The sequence below is a fragment of the Collinsella sp. AM20-15AC genome (assembly GCF_003471405.1).
Classification (GTDB): Bacteria; Actinomycetota; Coriobacteriia; order Coriobacteriales; family Coriobacteriaceae; genus Collinsella.
The window spans coordinates 80,550-99,104 of record NZ_QRJA01000001.1; the positions used below are offsets into that span (position 1 = coordinate 80,550).

The 18,555-nt window shown below is 60.7% G+C and carries 21 protein-coding genes and 1 tRNA gene; 19 read left to right on the forward strand and 3 right to left on the reverse strand.

Annotated elements, in window-relative coordinates; genetic code table 11:
- The first annotated feature begins 219 nt into the window (after positions 1-219).
- Entirely contained in the window at positions 220-2,901 is a 2,682-nt protein-coding gene (locus tag DW233_RS00345; RefSeq protein ID WP_118266155.1) for a cation-translocating P-type ATPase, read from the forward strand.
- Positions 2,902-3,164: 263 nt separating this feature from the next.
- Here DW233_RS00345 and DW233_RS00350 read toward each other — a convergent pair whose 3' ends face one another.
- From DW233_RS00350 to DW233_RS00360, 3 genes are read right to left on the reverse strand one after another with little or no spacing between them, the layout of a single operon-like run.
- Positions 3,165-3,494 carry a hypothetical protein gene (locus tag DW233_RS00350; protein WP_118266156.1) on the reverse strand — a complete coding sequence of 110 codons (330 nt, stop codon included), beginning with the start codon at positions 3,492-3,494 and terminating at the stop codon, positions 3,165-3,167.
- Between the two features lie 9 nt (positions 3,495-3,503).
- Complete coding sequence (locus DW233_RS00355) at positions 3,504-4,001, reverse strand: hypothetical protein (protein ID WP_118266157.1); 498 nt, start codon at positions 3,999-4,001, stop codon at positions 3,504-3,506.
- Between the two features lie 17 nt (positions 4,002-4,018).
- Entirely contained in the window at positions 4,019-4,453 is a 435-nt protein-coding gene (locus DW233_RS00360) for a hypothetical protein (protein ID WP_118266158.1), read from the reverse strand.
- A 162-nt stretch (positions 4,454-4,615) separates the two neighbouring features.
- On the opposite strand from DW233_RS00360, the gene DW233_RS00365 reads away from it, so the two are divergent.
- From DW233_RS00365 to DW233_RS00450, 18 genes are all read left to right on the forward strand, one after another.
- On the forward strand, positions 4,616-5,104 hold the full coding sequence (locus tag DW233_RS00365; protein WP_118266159.1) for a hypothetical protein: 489 nt from the start codon (positions 4,616-4,618) through the stop codon (positions 5,102-5,104).
- A gap of 11 nt (positions 5,105-5,115) precedes the next feature.
- On the forward strand, positions 5,116-5,367 hold the full coding sequence (locus DW233_RS00370) for a helix-turn-helix transcriptional regulator (protein ID WP_118266160.1): 252 nt from the start codon (positions 5,116-5,118) through the stop codon (positions 5,365-5,367).
- A gap of 272 nt (positions 5,368-5,639) precedes the next feature.
- Positions 5,640-6,593, forward strand: a complete 954-nt coding sequence (gene rsgA, locus DW233_RS00375) for a ribosome small subunit-dependent GTPase A (protein ID WP_199574552.1) — start codon at positions 5,640-5,642, stop codon at positions 6,591-6,593.
- Positions 6,594-6,845: 252 nt separating this feature from the next.
- Positions 6,846-7,505, forward strand: coding sequence for a Flp pilus assembly protein CpaB (gene cpaB / locus DW233_RS00380; RefSeq protein ID WP_233547885.1), 660 nt, complete (start codon positions 6,846-6,848; stop codon positions 7,503-7,505).
- The gene (locus DW233_RS00385) at positions 7,505-9,154 is read left to right on the forward strand and encodes a P-loop NTPase (protein ID WP_118266161.1); all 1,650 of its coding nucleotides are present in this window, start codon (positions 7,505-7,507) and stop codon (positions 9,152-9,154) included. The genes cpaB and DW233_RS00385 overlap by 1 nt, the downstream gene beginning before the upstream one ends.
- Complete coding sequence (locus DW233_RS00390; protein WP_118266162.1) at positions 9,151-10,479, forward strand: CpaF family protein; 1,329 nt, start codon at positions 9,151-9,153, stop codon at positions 10,477-10,479. Before DW233_RS00385 ends, DW233_RS00390 begins: the two co-directional genes overlap by 4 nt.
- Positions 10,452-11,378 carry a type II secretion system F family protein gene (locus DW233_RS00395; RefSeq protein ID WP_118266163.1) on the forward strand — a complete coding sequence of 309 codons (927 nt, stop codon included), beginning with the start codon at positions 10,452-10,454 and terminating at the stop codon, positions 11,376-11,378. The genes DW233_RS00390 and DW233_RS00395 overlap by 28 nt, the downstream gene beginning before the upstream one ends.
- The gene (locus DW233_RS00400) at positions 11,375-12,016 is read left to right on the forward strand and encodes a type II secretion system F family protein (protein WP_055250542.1); all 642 of its coding nucleotides are present in this window, start codon (positions 11,375-11,377) and stop codon (positions 12,014-12,016) included. The genes DW233_RS00395 and DW233_RS00400 overlap by 4 nt, the downstream gene beginning before the upstream one ends.
- Before the next feature lie 10 nt (positions 12,017-12,026).
- Positions 12,027-12,260 (forward strand): hypothetical protein, encoded by a 234-nt coding sequence (locus tag DW233_RS00405; protein WP_089572694.1) that lies wholly within the window; start codon positions 12,027-12,029, stop codon positions 12,258-12,260.
- Positions 12,224-12,787, forward strand: a complete 564-nt coding sequence (locus tag DW233_RS00410; protein ID WP_128620524.1) for a hypothetical protein — start codon at positions 12,224-12,226, stop codon at positions 12,785-12,787. The genes DW233_RS00405 and DW233_RS00410 overlap by 37 nt, the downstream gene beginning before the upstream one ends.
- Before the next feature lies 1 nt (position 12,788).
- Entirely contained in the window at positions 12,789-13,007 is a 219-nt protein-coding gene (locus DW233_RS00415; RefSeq protein WP_117563704.1) for a hypothetical protein, read from the forward strand.
- The gene (locus tag DW233_RS00420) at positions 12,943-13,479 is read left to right on the forward strand and encodes a TadE/TadG family type IV pilus assembly protein (protein ID WP_117839813.1); all 537 of its coding nucleotides are present in this window, start codon (positions 12,943-12,945) and stop codon (positions 13,477-13,479) included. Before DW233_RS00415 ends, DW233_RS00420 begins: the two co-directional genes overlap by 65 nt.
- 76 nt (positions 13,480-13,555) lie before the next feature.
- A complete protein-coding gene (locus DW233_RS00425; RefSeq protein ID WP_118266164.1) occupies positions 13,556-15,616 on the forward strand; it encodes a hypothetical protein in 2,061 nt (686 codons plus the stop codon).
- Entirely contained in the window at positions 15,616-16,092 is a 477-nt protein-coding gene (locus DW233_RS00430; RefSeq protein WP_117655490.1) for a TadE/TadG family type IV pilus assembly protein, read from the forward strand. The genes DW233_RS00425 and DW233_RS00430 overlap by 1 nt, the downstream gene beginning before the upstream one ends.
- Positions 16,089-16,448 (forward strand): DUF192 domain-containing protein, encoded by a 360-nt coding sequence (locus tag DW233_RS00435; RefSeq protein WP_233502638.1) that lies wholly within the window; start codon positions 16,089-16,091, stop codon positions 16,446-16,448. Before DW233_RS00430 ends, DW233_RS00435 begins: the two co-directional genes overlap by 4 nt.
- A gap of 82 nt (positions 16,449-16,530) precedes the next feature.
- Positions 16,531-16,815, forward strand: a complete 285-nt coding sequence (locus DW233_RS00440; RefSeq protein ID WP_035137167.1) for a ribbon-helix-helix domain-containing protein — start codon at positions 16,531-16,533, stop codon at positions 16,813-16,815.
- A gap of 123 nt (positions 16,816-16,938) precedes the next feature.
- Positions 16,939-17,011: transfer RNA gene (locus DW233_RS00445), tRNA-Phe, on the forward strand.
- A 482-nt stretch (positions 17,012-17,493) separates the two neighbouring features.
- A complete protein-coding gene (locus DW233_RS00450) occupies positions 17,494-18,555 on the forward strand; it encodes a glycoside hydrolase family 5 protein (protein WP_118266165.1) in 1,062 nt (353 codons plus the stop codon).

Below are 18,555 nucleotides of genomic sequence, written 5' to 3' on the forward strand. Positions count from 1 at the left end.
ACGTTTTACCAATGTTGAGCATCACACGGTCTGCACCGTTGCGTGCGGACCATATTTCCAAACCGATTGTTTTGGCTAGACGCGTCGCTTTGGGGTACCATAGCTCCACTATCAACTGCCGCTCAGCACGGCAGCCTTGATGAGCCCTTGCCCTTCTCCTGGGAATTATGATCGGGCATCAATCTGCTGAGTGGCCCGAATCCCAGGAGGGGACTCTATATGCAAAAGGAATACCTGTCCGCCGCGGCGGAGGTGCTCAGCGACCAAGGTGTCGATGAGAACCTCGGCCTGAGCAACGACGAGGCGTCTTCGCGCCTCGCCAAGACAGGCCCTAACAAGCTCGAGGAAGCCGAGAAGACGCCGCTGTGGAAGCGTTTCTTTGAGCAGATGGCCGACCCCATGGTCATCATGCTGATCGTTGCCGCCGTCATCAGTGCGCTCACGGGCATGGTCAAGGGCGAGCCCGACTTTGCCGATGTTGCCATCATCATGTTCGTCGTTATCGTCAACTCGGTGCTGGGCGTGGTCCAGGAAGCCAAGAGCGAGGAGGCCCTCGAGGCCCTGCAGGAGATGAGTGCGGCGCAGTCCAAGGTGCTGCGCGACGGCAAGCTCGTGCACCTGCCGAGCGCCGAGCTCGTGCCCGGCGACGTGATCATGCTCGAGGCGGGCGACTCCGTCCCGGCCGACTGCCGCGTGCTCGAGAGCGCCACGATGAAGATCGAAGAGGCCGCGCTCACCGGCGAGTCCGTGCCCGTAGAGAAGCACGCCAACGTGATCGAGCTCGCCGCGGGCACCGATGACGTGCCGCTCGGCGACCGCAAGAACATGTGCTACATGGGTTCCACCGTGGTATACGGTCGCGGCCGCGCCGTCGTGGTCGGAACCGGCATGAATACCGAGATGGGTAAGATCGCCGGCGCCCTGGCCGAGGCCAAGGAAGAGCTCACGCCGCTGCAGGTGAAGCTTGCCGAGCTCAGCCGCATCCTCACCATCATGGTTATCGTCATCTGCGTCGTCATCTTTGGCGTCGACATCATCCGCCACGGCGTGGGCAACGTTCTTACCGACCCGACTGCCTTGCTCGACACCTTTATGGTCGCCGTCTCGCTCGCCGTCGCTGCCATCCCCGAGGGCCTGGTCGCCGTCGTGACCATCGTGCTGTCGCTTGGCGTGACCAAGATGGCCAAGCGCCAGGCGATCATCCGCAAGCTTTCTGCCGTCGAGACGCTCGGCTGCACGCAGACCATCTGCTCCGACAAGACCGGTACCCTTACTCAAAACAAGATGACCGTCGTCAAGCACGAGCTTGCTGCGCCTAAGGAGAAGTTCCTGGCCGGTATGGCGCTGTGCTCCGATGCCCAGTGGGACGAGGAGCTGGGCGAGGCCGTGGGCGAGCCGACTGAGTGCGCGCTCGTCAACGATGCCGGCAAGGCGGGCCTCACCGGCCTGAATGCCGAGCACCCGCGCGTGGGCGAGGCCCCGTTTGACTCGGGCCGTAAGATGATGTCCGTGGTCGTCGAGACCCTGGACGGCGAGTACGAGCAGTACACCAAGGGCGCGCCCGACGTGGTGATCGGCCTGTGCACCCACATCTACGAGGGCGATAAGGTCGTCCCGCTGACCGAGGAGCGTCGTGCCGAGCTCGTGGCCGCCAACAAGGCCATGGCCGACGAGGCCCTGCGCGTGCTGGCGCTGGCAAGCCGCACCTACACCGAGGTCCCGAGCGACTGCAGCCCTGCTGCACTCGAGCACGACCTGGTCTTCTGCGGCCTGTCCGGCATGATCGATCCCGTTCGCCCCGAGGTCGCCGACGCCATCCGCGAAGCGCACGACGCCGGTATTCGCACCGTCATGATCACGGGCGACCACATCGACACCGCCGTGGCCATCGCCAAGCAGCTGGGAATCGTCACCGATCGCAGCCATGCCATCACCGGTGCCGACCTCGATCGCATGAGCGATGAGGAGCTCGACGCGCACATCGAGGACTACGGCGTGTACGCCCGCGTCCAGCCCGAGCACAAGACCCGCATCGTCGAGGCTTGGAAGTCGCGCGACCAGATCGTCGCCATGACGGGCGACGGCGTCAACGATGCCCCGTCCATCAAGCGCGCCGATATCGGCGTGGGTATGGGCATCACCGGCACCGACGTTACCAAGAACGTCGCCGACATGGTGCTTGCAGATGACAACTTCGCCACCATCATCGGTGCCTGCGAAGAGGGCCGTCGCATCTACGACAACATCCGCAAGGTCATCCAGTTCTTGCTTTCGGCTAACCTTGCCGAGGTGTTCTCGGTGTTTATCGCCACGCTTATTGGCTTTACCATCTTCCAGCCGGTGCAGCTGCTGTGGGTGAACCTGGTCACCGACTGCTTCCCCGCGCTCGCGCTGGGCATGGAGGACGCCGAGGGCGACATCATGAAGCGAAAGCCGCGCAACGCCAAGGACGGCGTCTTTGCCGGACATATGGGCCTGGACTGCGTGGTCCAGGGCCTGATCATTACCGTGCTGGTGCTCGCGAGCTTCTTTGTGGGCGTGTACTTTGACATGGGCTACATCCACATCGCCGATATGATCGCCGGCAACGCTGACGAGGAAGGCGTGATGATGGCCTTCATCACGCTCAACATGGTCGAGATCTTCCACTGCTTTAACATGCGCAGCCGTCGCACGTCGCTGTTTAAGATGAAGAAGCAGAACAAGTGGCTGTGGGCCTCTGCTGCGCTGGCGCTGGTGCTGACGGTGATCGTGACCGTGCAGCCGACGCTTGCCGAGATGTTCTTTGGCCCCGTGACGCTCGAGCTTAAGGGCGTTATCGCCGCGCTGGGCCTTGCCTTCCTGATCATTCCGCTGATGGAGATCTACAAGGCGATCATGCGCGCTGTGGAGAAAGAGTAACGTACCTGTCCGGGCCCGACCGCCTGCGGGGTTTCCACGGGCACGTCCTCGCCGCTTTGCGGCTGCGGGATGTGCCCTTAGGAAACCCCTCCCGGCGGGCGGGCCCTGCGGTATCCTTGCTGGCTTTTCTCCTGTGCGGATGAAAAGGGCTGAGGGAAAGTATGTGAGCTGGTCGGGCTTTGCCCGGCCAGCTCTTTTTTAGAGCATTTGCTCGACCGACTCTTTTTGTGAACTGGATTGTATGGGGTTGAATCGGCGACGCGTTAGGAGAAGCCGGGAACGTCGCTGAAGGGGATTTGAGGCATAAAGAGAACGATGACGGCCATAATTCCCCAGTAGATTTGCAGAGGTAGCGGAGCCGATATCAGGGCATTAAAGAAGGACAAACCCTTTTTGCTTCCATATAGCTGGACCGAGCTGAGAAGAGCAATTCCAAAAGAGATGGCGCTCGGCCAGCATGCTTTGACAATGAGGCTAAGGAAATAGCATATTAATGTTATCGCTATGCACCCAATGCCCCAGAGCCACTTCTTGTTGAGGAAATACTGGATGCCCCATACACCAATTACGGGGGCAATGATGACTGGCAACATAGCCGTATCCTAACTATTTATACAACGAATGTATTCTCCGGAGTTGGGGGGATAGACGCTGCAAGGTAGACGGTACGCGTTGCCTGCGGGTACGGGGTGTCCAAGGAGTTGCTTTGCTGCATACTCAGGCCAAGTACCTCCGGTTTTGCTTATGATCTTCTTAATCAGTCCGTCGATTACAAGCCCCGTTACATAGCCGATGAGTTCTTTTCCAATAAAAATGGCAATTTTGACGATCCATTCTTTAGCGCCGCGTGTGGCAGTTGCTAAATCATCCAAAGACAGGGTCTGGAATCGATCGATAATTTGGACATCTCCGTTTTCATCTAGTGCGTATGTCGTCCATCCTGTGCCGGACTCATTGACAGCTTCAATGTACTCTTCGGCAGAAGGGAACTCTACTTCAAGAGGTTGCGCCTTAGATTGCTTTGGTGAAATGGCAATTGAGCAAAGCGCAACTGCGCTTGCGATGAATGACTTACGGCTTACGGGAACGTTGCGTAGCATGTGTATCCTCCTGACATTTAGCTTGACATTGCTGTGTTGTTCAGATTCAGCCTCCAATCCGTGAAACGCATTTCAAACGAATCAAGCGTGGAAAGGTCGAACTCGGACGCTATCTTTCCTTCAGAGATGGCAAAAATTGAAGGATAAAACTCGAATGACGGCAGAAGCGCCTTAAGTGTCTCCCTATCAACTTCCTTTTGGCTCTTAGGGACAACGAGGATCTCGATGTCGTTCTTGAGACTCGGCGAAAGCGAGCGCTCTGCCGCACGGAGTTCTTCACAGGCCGGGCAGCCCTCCAGCTCAATTTGCACGATAAAAGATTCGCCTTTGCTTAATTTCGATCGAAATTCGGGCAATGAGATATTGATTGGATCGGAATTGGTTCGTACTGACGAGAAGAGGGCGAAAAGGGACAGCGATAAGATAAGGATAAGGACGGTTTGCTTTCTCATGGGTCCTCCAAACTCTATAAAGTCAAATTAATTTATATAAAACATTAAATAAAGATTCTTTAAAATGAACGGTATCGATTTGCCGGTAAATGGTTTTGAGCGAGAGCGGTTGGATTGAAAAGTACAATGAACGCAGGGAAATAAGGAAAAAAAGGAGGAGAAATGAAAGATCGCGATATACATCTGCGGTTGACGACGAGTTTTCTGACAGTCTTCTGTATCGCCCTGGCGGTTCAAGCGCTATGTTGCGTGGTGTTGTTCGTTCATCTTGCGAACCTGTTGCTCATCGAGGGTATCTCTGCGGTGAGCGGCGGATTTCTGCTCTTGTTTATGGCTAGCACGCTTTGCGACGCTGCAACGTTTCTTCTGTTTACGATTCTGACGGCGAAAGTCAGGCATGAGGGTCGTCCTTTTGGTAAGTGGCAGACCAGGATTTTGGTCGCGGCTGGCCTCCTGATGTCGGTAAAAGCCGTCATCAGCATCATATGGCCGACGATTCAATTGCCATACAGCAATGTTCTTGGAACGGCTGAGCCCGTGTTTCCCGAGTTTGATTTTCAATCGCTTTCTTACGGACTCGTTTTCTTTGCGTTGGCGGGGGTCTTTGAATACGGTAGGGTATTGCAGGAAGATGCAGACGAGATTCTCTAGGGGGTGGCACGGTGCCGATTGTTATGCGTCTTGACCGCGTGATGGCGGACCGTAAAATCTCGTCGCAGGAACTTGCCGAAATCATTGGAATATCGCCTGTTAATCTGTCTCGAATTAAAACGGGAAGACTCAAGGGGATCCGCTTTTCTACACTTCAAGCAATGTGCGAGGCGCTTCATTGCAAGCCCGGCGACATCATCGATTGGATGGATGATGACGAGTACGCCGCAGCATTTGGTAAGTCGGACGGAACAATGCGTTAAAATACCTGCTCAGTTGTGATTTTTGGTGCTGGGAGGCGTTTGTGGCTAAGGCTAAGGCTAAGGCGAAGAAAAAGACGACGGGGGCGCGGGCTAAGCGCGATCGTCGTCGGAAGCTCGCGACCGAAGCTCCCGCATCTGCTGAGGAGTTGCTGGCGAGTGTGCCGGGGCTTGACGCGTTGCAGGATGTTCCGGCGTTCGATGACCTGCCGGTCGATGCGGCTCAGCAGGCTGCATTTGACGACTTTTGCGCACAGGCCGAGGAGTCCGAGCAGATGCAGCTCGGTGCCGTGGTGCGCCTGGACCGCGGGTTTCCGCTGGTGGCGACTGCCGATGACACGTTTCGTGCCGAGCATGCCGTAGGGTTTGCCAAGTCGCGTGGCGAGGACGAGGTCTTGCTGCCCGCCGTGGGCGACCGCGTGGCGGTTCGCCGTGCTCCCGGGCACGACATGGGCGTGATCGAGTGCGTACTGCCGCGCCGTACGAGCTTTGAGCGTTGGCGTGGCCGTGCCCGCGGTGAGCGCCAGGTGCTCTGCTCCAACGTCGACAGCGTGCTGATCGTGCAGGCGCTCGGCGCCGGCGAGGTGCTGCTCGATCGCGTGGCGCGCTCACTGGTGTTGGCGCTCGATTGCGATGCCGAGCCGGTGGTGGTGCTCACCAAGGCCGACCGCTGCGAAGCCAAGGAGCTCGAGCGCGACCTGGATCGCGTGCATCGCTTGGTTGGCTCGGACGCGCGCGTGATCGTGACGTCTTCTGCCGAGGGCCGCGGCTTAGACGAAGTGCGCGCCTGCGTGCCCGCCGGGAGCTGTGCCATGATTTTGGGCGAGTCGGGTGCCGGCAAGTCGACGCTGCTCAATGCGCTGCTGGGCCACGATGCGCTGGCCACTGGCGGCGTGCGCGAGCGTGATGACCAAGGTCGCCACACCACGGTTGCGCGCGTGATGGTGGCGCTGCCGGGCGACGCCGGCGTGATCACCGATGCCCCGGGCCTGCGCAGCCTGCCGCTTGTGGGGCATGAGCGGGGCCTGGCGCGTGCCTTCCCCGAGATCGTCGAGGCGTCGCGTGCGTGCCGGTTTGGCGATTGCACGCACACTCACGAGCCGGGTTGCGCCGTTCGCGAGGCCGAAGATGCCGGACAGATCGACAGTCTGCGTCTGGAAACGTTCCAAAACCTGGCGTCATCCATGCGCGTGAGTGCCCAAATGCTCGACCCCGATGTCCATCTGTAATTGAATTTTCCTATGACAGCCGTCTTCCAACTGTTTGGGAGGCGGCTTTTTTGCTGCCAAATCGCCTCTAAATATACGTTTTGCCGACGTTCTGACCAAAACCTTGCCACGAGCTTGACGGGCTGGTCAGCTTTTGGTCAGCAATTGGTTTGACACGTAAAACCAAGATTGCGATTGCGCCGCTTTGCGCCCTGGTCGCCCAGACAATGGTGGTACGGGCATTTGCCCGGTGCTACCTTGAGAGGAGCGGCCGTGAACAAGAGCAAGCGCATCGCCATCAGTTTGGTCGCGGGCGTGCTTGCCGCGGCGCTCTGCATGGTCTACGGCTCGTCGATCCGCTCGCAAGCCGAGCAGGCCCAGGCCGAGACTTTGGCAAAATATGGCGGCGACCGCGTTGAGGTGTGCGTCGCGGCGCGCGATATCGATGCGGGCGAGACCCTCGACGAGACTAATGTCATAACTCAGGAATGGCTGGCGAGTCTGCTGCCGCGTGATGCGGCGACCGAGCTGCGTCAGGTGCGCGGCGACGTGACGACCTCGCGCATTCCCAAAAACGCCGTGATTTGCAATGTCTACACCAAGGCCGAGAGCCACAAGCTCGAGGTGCCTAAAGGCAAAGTGGCCGTTTCGGTGGCGGTCGATGCCGAGCACTCGGTCGGCGGCGCCACGGGCGTGGGCAGCTATGTGGACGTGTACGTGCAAAAAGATGGCGTGACCGATCGTTTGTGCGGCGCGTACGTGATCGATACCAGCGAAGATGCCGGCACCACGCGTGAAGGCAAGATCGAGTGGGTGACGCTGGCGGCAGACCCCGAAGATGTCAAGGAATTGCTGGGAGCCTCGGGAAAGGGAACGGTCAGCTTGACGATTCCCGCCACGGCACGCGGCAAAAAGAGCGGAGGCGACGAGTGATGAAGGCGATCTGGCTTGCGTGCTGCGCGTGCGGCGATTACGGGCTGCTACAGCAGGAAGTCGAGGGTCGCGATGTGGGCGCGCAGGTGCTTCGCGTGGGCGACCTGGACGGGCTGGTATCCATGGCGCGGGCGTTTCCGTCGCGTCGCGGTGCCGCCATCATCGCGGCGTCTCTGTTCGATACCGAAGACGTGCGGAAGACCGTTGCGCGCCTGACGGCCGAGGGCCGCGTGAGTCGTGTCGTCGTGTTGATCGAGACACTCGACCCGTCGGATATCGAAGGGCTGTTTCGCGCGGGGGCGACCGAGGTCATCGCTGCGCACAGTTTGTGCGGCAACGGGCGCGCGGGTGAGGGAACGGTTGATTCCGATCGGCGCATGACGATTGAGCCCGATGCTTTTGTTGATAGGGAACCCGGGGCGCCTCGCGCTACAAGAGGCCCGCGTGTTGATGAATATGGAAAAGCGGAAGCCGAGCATGGTCGGCGCCCCCGGGACCCCCTTGCATACGATGACGCTGGAGGGCCGGTGCCGTATGGCGATGACGTTCTGGCTGAAGATATGGGATACGTGCACGGCGTAAATCTGGCCGATGAGCTCGACGAGGTCGAGGGTTTTGCCGGGGCTGGCGAGCCGTGTGCCGCTGCGTCTTTAGCTTCGGAACCGCAGACCGGGCAGCCTGCCATGCCGGCTTGGGCTCAGCACGTGACCGCGGCGGGGGAGACGGGGATGTTATCGCCCGCGTCCGTGTCGCCGGTTCCTGCGCCGTCAGCCCCCGCGCTGTCGGCCGACGCTTCGATTCCGTCGCGTCGGGCACCGGTCGTCTGTGCTGTTTCGGGTTCGGGCGGTTGCGGCAAGTCGACGATCGTTGCCACCATGGCGCATGCGGCGTCGTTGCTGGGTTTGCGTGCCGCTGTGCTCGACTTGGACCTCATGTTTGGAAACCTATACGATCTGCTGGGTGTCGATGCCCCGCACGATATGGCGACGCTTATCGAGCCGTCGGCGGCTGGCGCACTTGCCGAGCCGGATATCGTGGCCGCATCGATGCGCGTCGCCCCGGGCGTCACACTCTGGGGACCTGTCGCGGCCCCCGAGAAGGCCGAGCTCATGGCACGTCCGGTGGAGCTATTGCTCGATGTTTTGCGTCGCGAATCCGACGTGGTCTTTGTCGACACCTCGGTCTTTTGGGGTGATGCCGTGGCCGCCGCGGTGGCGGCGAGCGACCGTTGCCTGGTCGTAGGCGATGCGGCAGTATCGTCGGCGACATCCGCTTCGCGTGTCATTGAGCTGGCGAGCCGTGTGGGCGTGCCGCGCACACGCATGAGCGCCGTGTTCAACCGGTTTGGTGCGCGCGGTGCCGACGAGGACGTCGCCATACGCTTCGAGATTGCCTGCGCACTGAGCTCCAAGATCCGCATTGCCGATGGCGGTCAGGATTTGGCCGCGCTCATGGCATTCGGTCGCGCCGACGAGGCGGTGGGTCAGACGAGCGCTTTTGCGACCAGCGTGCGCGAGGCTACGCGCGAGATGCTCGTGGAGCTGGGCTGCGCCGTCGGTCCCTGGAGCGATATGGTCGCCGACCGCGCGACCCGCACCGAGCGCCCCCGCATCCGTCTTCCCTGGTCGCGTGAGGGTGATTCGCGATGAGTCTGCAGACGAGGATTAAAGCTGCTGGCTCGGCCGCCGCGGCTGCCCCTGTTGATGCGGGACGCCGCCGTGCCGTTAAACGCCGCACCAAGCGTGCGGTGATGGACCGCGTGGGCTACGACGAGGTGGCGCGCATCAGTGCTTACGTCGATCCGGTCCTTGCCCGCTCTGAGTTACGTCCGGCGGTGGAGGCGGCGCTCAACGTGGAAGAGCCGACCGACTTGGCGACGCCTGAGCGTGAGACCATCATCGACGAGATCCTGGATGACGTGGTGGGCCTGGGACCGCTGCAGCCGCTCATCGAGGACGACACCGTTACCGAAATCATGATCAACGGCTGTCGCTCTGCCTTTTTTGAGCGCAGTGGCGTTTTGTATCCCATCGAGCACGCGTTTGAGGACGATGAGCAGATCCGTGTGCTCATCGACCGTATCATCTCGCCGCTCGGCCGTCGTATCGACGAGCGTAGTCCCATCGTCAACGCCCGCCTCAAGACGGGTTATCGCGTCAACGCGGTGATTCCGCCCGTGGCGATCGACGGGCCAATCCTCACCGTCCGTAAGTTCTCGGACCGTATCTGTTCGTTGGACGAGCTTGTGGGGTTGGGGTCACTGCCGCTTTGGTATGCGCAGTTGCTGTCGTGCGCGGTGTCGTTGCGGCAGGACTTGGCGGTTGCGGGAGGCACGGGATCTGGTAAGACCACCCTGCTCAACGCGTTGTCATGTGAGATTTCCACCGGCGAGCGCATCGTGACGATCGAGGACTCTGCCGAGCTCAAGTTTGCGCATCATCCGCACGTGGTGCGCCTAGAGGCGCGCGAGGCTTCAATTGAGGGCGAGGGCGCGGTGACGATCCGCGACCTGGTAACTAATGCCCTACGCATGCGCCCCGACCGCATCGTGGTGGGCGAGGTGCGCGGTGCCGAGTGCTGCGACATGTTGCAGGCCATGAACACGGGCCACGACGGGTCGCTCACCACACTTCATGCGGGTTCAGAACAGGAGACCGTGGTGCGTCTGACGTTGCTTGCACGTTATGGCATCGATCTGCCGAGCGAGCTCATCGAGGAGCAGATTGCCATGGCGCTCGACGGCATCGTGATGTCCGAGCGCCACGCCGATGGCAGGCGCTTCGTCTCCTCGTATTCGGGGGTGCGACGCGCCGCATCGGGCGGCGTAGAGCTCGAGCGCTATGTGACGTTCGATGCCGCCGAGCGCACCTGGACGCTTGACCGCGAGCCGCCGTTTATCGCAGAAGGCCTGCGGTCGGGGACGCTCACACAAGAGGAGGTGGACGAATGGAGATCACTGTGCCCCTCGTCGTAGGGGGCTTGGCAGGGCTTTCTGTCGCGACGGCGTGCGGGGCGGAACCTCGTGTGCCGCAGGTACCGCCGGCGGAGCTGGCACGTCAGGCGCTCGAGACGGTGGCAGAGAAGCTGCCGCGTGAGCTGGTGGAAAACGATCTGCTGAAAAAGATCGCCCGTTCGTGGGCATCGCTGGCTCCGGCGCATCGCCTTGGCCTCGTGATCGAAGATGCTTCGGGACGTTTGGCGTTTCTGCTGCTATCGAGCGGTGTCTGCTGCGTTTTACTAACGATGGTGTCGTTATCGCCCCTCGGATTTGCCTTGGGACTTGTTGCTCCGTTTGCCGTTGGTGCCGCTTGGGATGGCTTTGAGAGCCGGCGCGAGCAACACGATGCAGAAGAGACAATGCCCGAGGCGTTTACCGCACTTTCCATGTCGCTTGCCTCGGGACATTCGCTGGCCCAGGGCATGCGCTTTGTGGGCGCTCATGCGCAAGAGCCAGTGCATACCGAGTTTTTGCGGGTGGCGGCGGCAATCGACTGCGGCGTCTCGGCGACCGACGCGCTCGATGACTTGCTCGTGCGTATCGACGCCCCCGGTCTTTCACTTGTGACCTTGGCGCTTAAGGTGTCTCAGCGCACCGGCGCTCCGCTTGCCGACTTACTGTCCGAGGCGTCGAGCATGGTGGGGGAGCGCATTGAGCTCAAGCGCCGTCTGGATGTTAAGACGTCGCAGGCTCGCATGTCTGCGCATATGGTCGCGGCGATGCCGGCGGGCATGTGCGCGGTGTTGGCGCTGCTTTCGGCAGATTTTCGTCGCGGTCTTGCGACGCCTGCCGGCGCGGGCGCTGTGGTGCTGGGTCTTGCCCTCAACGCCGTTGCCCTGGTGGTTATCCGGCGCATTATGCGGGTGGAGCTATGAGCGCCCCGGTTGCAGTTGCGGCTTGCCTGTGCGCCCTGAGTGTATTTGTCGCGACGGGTTTGGATCGGGCGGATGCACGCAAGATCGCAGGGGCCTGCAAGCGCGAGGCGGTGCTGGTCGCTGCCGCGGGTCGCTCGGTGGTCGATGCTCTGACCGCGCGAGTGAAGGGCGCGGTTGGAGCGGGCGGCCCGGCGCGAGTGTCGCTCGGCGAAGTGTCCGAGATGATCGATGTTGTGCGCTTGGGTCTTTCGGCCGGTCTTTCGTTTGATGCGGCGCTTGAGATTTTCTGCGCCAACCGCCGGTCAGTGCTGGCTCTTCGCCTTGAGCGCGCCTGCATGGCGTGGCAGGTGGGCGTGGGCACGCGTGAGGACGAGTTGTTGGCCGCCGCGCGCGACCTGGACGTGCGAGCGCTCGAGACCTTTGCCATCACGGTGGGGCAGGCGCTCGCCCTGGGTGCCCCACTTGCCGAGACGCTGGCCGCTCAAAGTCGCGAGATCCGTGCGGCTCATCGCGCCGCGGTCGAGCGCGAGATCGAGCGTGCGCCCGTCAAGCTGCTGATTCCCACCGGCACGCTCATCTTGCCGGCGTTGCTTCTGTCCATATTGGGCCCGCTGCTGGGAGCAGGCGGGATGATGTAGGGAGGAATACATGAACACGATGACTGACGCTGCTGGCAAGGTCCAGGGCTGGGCGTTTTGCCGGGCGGCACATGTTCGTCAGCGCGCCAAGGAACTATTGCAGGAGGAAAGTGCACAGGGTACCACCGAGTATGCCATCTTGGTCGGCGTGCTCGTGGTGATCGCGATTATCGCCATCGTCGCATTTAAGGGCAAGGTCCAAGATCTATGGAACGCTATCAGCGAGGGCATCAACAGCCTGTAGAGGGCGAGCGCCCCATCGGGGTGCTGCTGGTGTTTGCTTGCCTGACCGTGGCGATAGCGGCGGTGCTTTGGGGGCTTAACGCCGCGCGGCAGCAGCGTCCTGGGACCGCCTCCGATTTGGGCTCAGATTCGGCGGTGGCGTCTCAAAAAGATGAGATGCGAGATGCGGACGATTCGGATGTCGCTGTCACGGCGCAAACCTTTCTGCGGACGCTCGACAAGCGGTCTGGCACTGCGACGGATTCGCCTGAGGGCAACGCGATTGCGGTCCGGCTTGCATGGTCCGAGGACCGACCGATGACCGAAGCGGCGGCGGATATGCTGCGTGCCTATCGCGAGGTACCCACGGCGCAACTTGCTCTGAGCGGCTATCTCGACATCAAGGGAAACGTGTGGGGCGCCATCGTGCGCGACGAACGCGGCTGGGTCGATATGGTGACAATTGCCGCGGATGCTGGCGATGCTTCGTGTCGTCTGCGCGCCGTGCGCCTGAGCCCGCAGGCAACGGACTCAAAGGAGGGATCGTGAAATGCATGATGTCCTGCGTGAGGAATCTGCCCAGGCGACGGTCGAATACGCCATCGTCACGGTGGCGCTGTTATCGATCGTGCTGGCGATCGCGGGACTTTGGCGTGCCGGCACCGATGGGCGCTTGGCGGCGCTGGTTGAGCGGGCGGCATCCCATGGCGTTGCCTCGACGTCGGTTATCGACGCCGCTGCGGCCGCTAAGGACATCGCGTTGTATTGATGCCGCGCGCGAGGACCGGGCGCAGTCTACGGTCGAGGCCGCTTTTTTGCTGCCGACGTTTCTGACACTCATCCTTCTCGCGCTGCAACCGGTGTGCCTGCTCTATACGCGCGCGGTCATGGAGTCTGCCGCCGCCGAGACCGCGCGGCTCATGACCACGACGACGGCGGAGGACGACGATCTTAAGGAGTTCGCCCGCCGCCGACTTGCCGCAGTGCCCAACGTTTCGATCTTTCATGCCGGCGGGCCGTTGTCGTGGGATATCGAGCTTGGCCGGGCCGGTGCGGGTGGCGTCTCGTCCGTGTCCGTTTCCGGCGAGGTCAAGCCGTTGCCTGTGATCGGTGCGTTTGCGCAGGCTATGGGTGGTACCGCCGAGGGCGGCTACGTTGAGCTCAAGGTCGATGTCTCGTATCAATCGCGTCCCGAATGGCTGGAGGGAGATTATGATTCGTGGATTGCTGCATGGGATTAGGCGCTGCCTGTTGCGGGTGACGCAAGGGTTTGCGGCCCGCCGTCGACCAGGCGCTCTCCGCAAACGAGGCGGCTTTATGGGTCGAGCCGGTGTCGATCTGTTTATCGAAGACGGCGCCTATACCACGCTTTCTTCTGCCGTGGTCATCCTAGTGGTGCTCACATTGTTGTTTTCGTCGACCGCGGCGATATGGAGCATGTCGCGTGCCGGGGATACTCAGGTGGCGGCTGATAGTGGCGCGCTGGCGGGTGCCAACGTAGTGTCGTCCTATCACACGGCTGCCACGGTGGTTGATGCGAGCATCTTGAGTCTGGGGCTGGCGGGGTTTGCCACGATCGGGACGGGCCTGGTCGCCATCCTCATCCCGGGTGCCGAGCCGGTTGCCGGCAATATGGTCGACACCGGGATTGAGATCATTAAAACGCGCAACAAGTTTGCCAAAAGCGCATCGGAAGGCTTACAGAAAATCGAGACGGCTCTGCCGTATCTGATCGCCGCGCGTGCCACGCAGGCGGTGTCGGCGCAGGATACCGATAGTGTGACCTATACCGGTACGGCGCTTGCCGTGCCCAGGACATCCGAGTCTGACTTCGCTGCGCTCGAGGGGTCCGAGATCTCGACCGATGCCATTAAAGACACATCAGATGATTTAGAGTGTGCGGCCGAGGAGCTGCGGAAGGCTTCTGAGGACACGGCGAAGGCTAAAGAGCGTGCTTGGCTGGCGGATTGTGGTGGGTCTGACAAGGGCTCGGTCGGCAGCTGTTCTTGCATGTGGGAGCGTGCGAAAAGCCTAACGGATCTCTCCGGTGTTCAAAATCCGCATTACTCATCGAGCGTTACGTGGGAGCCCCAAGTTGCCCTTGATCGCGCGAAGGACTACTACCATTGGCGTCTGACAAATGAGAAGCCCCACGGCTCGAGTGTCGAGATGAAGGCAGAGTCTGCGGCGCGTAAGGCGTTTTATACCTATGCGAACGCGGAGGTCGATCGGGCATATATAACCGAGAACGGAGACAGGGTTTCCTCCTATATTCCGCTGCTGCCGCGCAACTCTGATGAGGTTCGGGCGACGGAACTCTATACCGATGCGGTGTGGCCGACGAGCGTGAACGATGACAAGGCGTATCTGCATTACGGGACGACCTGCCCTAACTATAAGAAAGGGACGCCGAGCGGATTTGCTTCGGTTGCCGATTACGATGGACAGGATAAATGCAGCAAATGCCATTTTGGCGTTTTGTCGCTTGGTGCTGTTGCGGCGCCTTCAACCTCTATCGAAAACGGCTTCGAGTATCACTTTGACAAGTTTAAAGACGCCCTGGAGGACTACGTCGACTGTCGCAACAAGGAGCTCGAGCTCGAGCGTCAGACCGAGGACGAAGCCGACCGTGCGGGCAATGCGTTCGATACCGCCATCAAAGAACTTTCCGGTGAGCGCCCGCGTATCGCTCCGCCCGGTCGCAACGGCGTGGTTGCCTTTGCGGTTTCGGGTGCCATCTCGAGCTCCGATGAACTCAACTCTTCGTTTAACACGGCAGTCAGACTTGGCGATCGCGGTGCCATCTCTGCCGCGGTGCTGGCGCCCGATGGGGCGACGGCGCAAAACAACGTGCTTTCGCGATTTTTCTCGACATTGAAGGAACGCTCGGGCGGCGTTGCCGGCGTGCTCGACGGCGTCATGGATGTCTGGGGACGGCTGCTTGTGGGATACGGAGACATCCAAGGTTCGGCCGACGAACTTATGGACGAGATGATTAAAGGCCTAGGAGGGGGCAGCGGCGCGTTGGGCTCCATTGCATCGTGGCTCGGCGATACCGTTTCGGCGTCCGTGGCGGCGCTGGGTCTGGAACCGTGCGACTTGCGCCTGCGAAAGCCGGTGCTGACTGATTCCGCCAACGTCATTAAGAGCCCGGGGTCTGACATTGCTGGCCTCTCTCAAGCGCAAGACAAACTGCGAAGTATTCCGTTGGGCGTGACCGATCCCAAGGCGCTTTGCGAGGCGTTGGAATATCAAGTCGAACGCACCATCAGCGGTACGGTGTTCACGCTTGCGGAGATTCCTCTGTCCGGCGGCGGCTCCATCCCGCTCACCGTCGATGTCGCCACGCTGGTTGGCGCTCTGGGCGGTGGGTCGTAATGAGTATCCGCATGCGTCTGCGCGAGGAGCGCGCCCAAGCGACGGTGGAGATGGCAGTGGTTACGCCCGTTTTGCTGGTGCTGGCACTCATCGTGTACAACGTCATGATCTTTGCCAGCGCTGTCGCGCGCTTCGACCGCGTGGTGCCCGACATCGTGTTGGCGCACGCCGTGGCGTCGGAGGGGGAGGGCGACGAAAGCTCTGTCGATGCCTCGGCGACGGTCCAGACTCAAATTCTGAATGCCATGGAAGGCTATGACTTGCAGATCGAAGTGTCGAGCGAGCAAGGCGCGGAGGCATCGGATGGTGGTCTGCTCTCCCTATCCGGTACGTTTAGGACCTACACCTGCACCATGCACTATGAGCCGTGGCCGACTTCTCTCAGCATCGCTGGCGTTCCGCTGGGGGCGCCGACAACGTTGTCGCACGAGCGCGCGGTGACGGTCGATCCATGGCGTCCGGGGGTGGTCATGTGACCGCGGTCTCGTCCTACATCGCCTACGCGCGGGCACTCAACAGGCTGGGTTGGACGCCGGCCGAGTTTGCGGTGGCGGAGTCGTTTGTCGTGCGCCTGCGCGGCATGCTGGGACGGTGCCCGGTTGCCGCCAACGGCCTGCCGCTTGTCATGGCGTTTCCACGCTGCTCTTCGGTCCATACGTGTTTTATGGCCTATCCCATCGACATCGCCTTCATCGATCGCGACGGCAATATCCTCGCGCGCTACGAAAACGTATGTCCCTGGCGTATGTGCTCCTGCCCCGGCGCCTGGGCCGCACTAGAGCGCTCTTCAATCATTGTTTCGACCCCTGCTCTCCAACGCGTGCCGGCTTAAGAATTGGCGACAGCGGACTTTCGTCATACGAAATTGGGTAAGTTTGGCAGGAGATTGAACAGGCTCGGCAAAGGGGTCGATGATGGGCAAGACGTATACGGCCGCTAATGGTCAGGTTGTAACGGATGAAATGATTGACGCGTGGTGCGAGTCGTACGAGCGCGGAGAGTTTCCGGATGGCGAACACACCGTTGGTGGGATCGTGCATGGACGGCCCCCACTCTCAGGTGAGGGGACGGCAACGCTGTCGGTCAAGATTCCTCTGGGAATGAAGGAGGCCATTCGTCGACGGGCGGCTGCCGAGGGGATGACGCCAAGTGAGTTTGCCCGTGCGGCTCTGAGCGAAAAACTTCTTGCTGCCGGCTGATGTCTCTGACGTGCCGATTTATAGAACCGAGGCTGTGCTCAAAAACTTTTTTAAAATTCTCGGTTGACCGGAACGCGTCCTTGGTTATACTAATCAAGCCTTGAAACAAGGCACACCTCAAATGGCTGGGTAGCTCAGTTGGTAGAGCAGAGGACTGAAAATCCTCGTGTCAGGGGTTCGATTCCCTTCCCCGCCACCTTGAATTGACTAGGACCTCTGCAAAGGGGTCCTTTTCTTTTATGCAGCCCCCACATGGAATCGAACCCCGTGAGGGCGCGGAGCTGAGTAAACGCGTAAGCGTTTGCCAGCGCAGCTCGCAAGGCGCGTAAGCGCCGCAGCGGTCCGTCCGCGCAGCGCGCGGACGCGATTCCCTTCCCCGCCACCTTGAATTGACTAGGACCTCTGCAAAGGGGTCCTTTTCTTTTATGTAGGGTTCTGCGGAAAATGCGCCCCATTATTGAGCGATAGAACGGGACACACTTTCCGGTGCCTGCCTCCGGCGCGCGTACACACCTCGTCGCACCATTCCGAGCCCGCCCGCCCCAGACATTCCTCCCACTTTCGCTTCACTTTACAGACCGTTCGGTCGCCTGTCCGCACACGCGGGTATACTCAAAACGATACTTATCCTATGCAATACGATGCGGGTTCGACCTGCATGATCCGAAGGGGGCAGTGATGGAGAGGATACTCGGCGTTAATCTCTCTGGCTGGTTTATTCCCGAGCCTTGGGTGACCCCGTCGCTGTACGCGGCGACCGGTGCATCCAACGCGGCCGAGCTGCAGGAGGCCATGGGCACCGCCGCCTATAACGAGCGCATGCGTCGTCATTACGAGACGTTTATGAGCGAGGATGATTTTCGCCGTATGGCGCAGATCGGCCTCAACGCCGTGCGCCTGCCGGTGCCTTGGTATGCCTTTGGCTCACAGGAGTCCGATGCCTCCTACATCTCGGTTGTCGACTACATCGACCGTGCAATTGAGTGGGCTGGCAAGTACAACATCCGCGTGCTGCTCGATCTGGCAACTGTGCCCGGTGGCCAGGGCGATTCCAACGATTCGCCAACCACACCGGAGGTTGTTGCCGAATGGCATTCGTCCACCAACGGCCGTCATGTCGCGCTTGATGTGCTCGAGCGCCTGGCCGATCGCTACGGTGAGGCCGAGAGCCTGCTGGGCATTGAGCTGCTGGACACGCCGCAGATGAGCGTCCGCAAGAGCCTCTTTGCCATGACGGATGGCATTCCGGCTCACTACCTGCGCAACTTCTATCGCGATGCCTATGAGCTCGTCCGTTCGTATATGCCCGAGGATAAAATCGTCGTCTTCTCGTCTTCGGGGTATCCCAGCGAGTGGAAGCACTTTATGCGCGGCGCCAAGTACAAGAACGTCTACATGGACCTTCACCTGTACCATTACCGCGACGAGTATGCGCTCGACATCACGAGCCCCCGCGGGCTGACGACGGCGATTTCGCGTAACAAGCGTGAGCTCAAAGAGGCGATTTCGACGGGGTTTCCCGTGCTGGTGGGCGAATGGTCTGGTGCGGCCATCTTTGCCAACTCGTCGGTTACGCCCGAGGGCCGCAACGCCTACGAGCGTGTGTTTATCGCTAACCAGCTGGCTTCGTTTGCGCCGGCTGCCGGTTGGTTCTTCCAAACGTGGAAGACCGAGAAGCGCATTGCAGCATGGGACGCCCGCGCGGCGCTCGGTACGCTCGAGCGCGGCATGATTGAATAG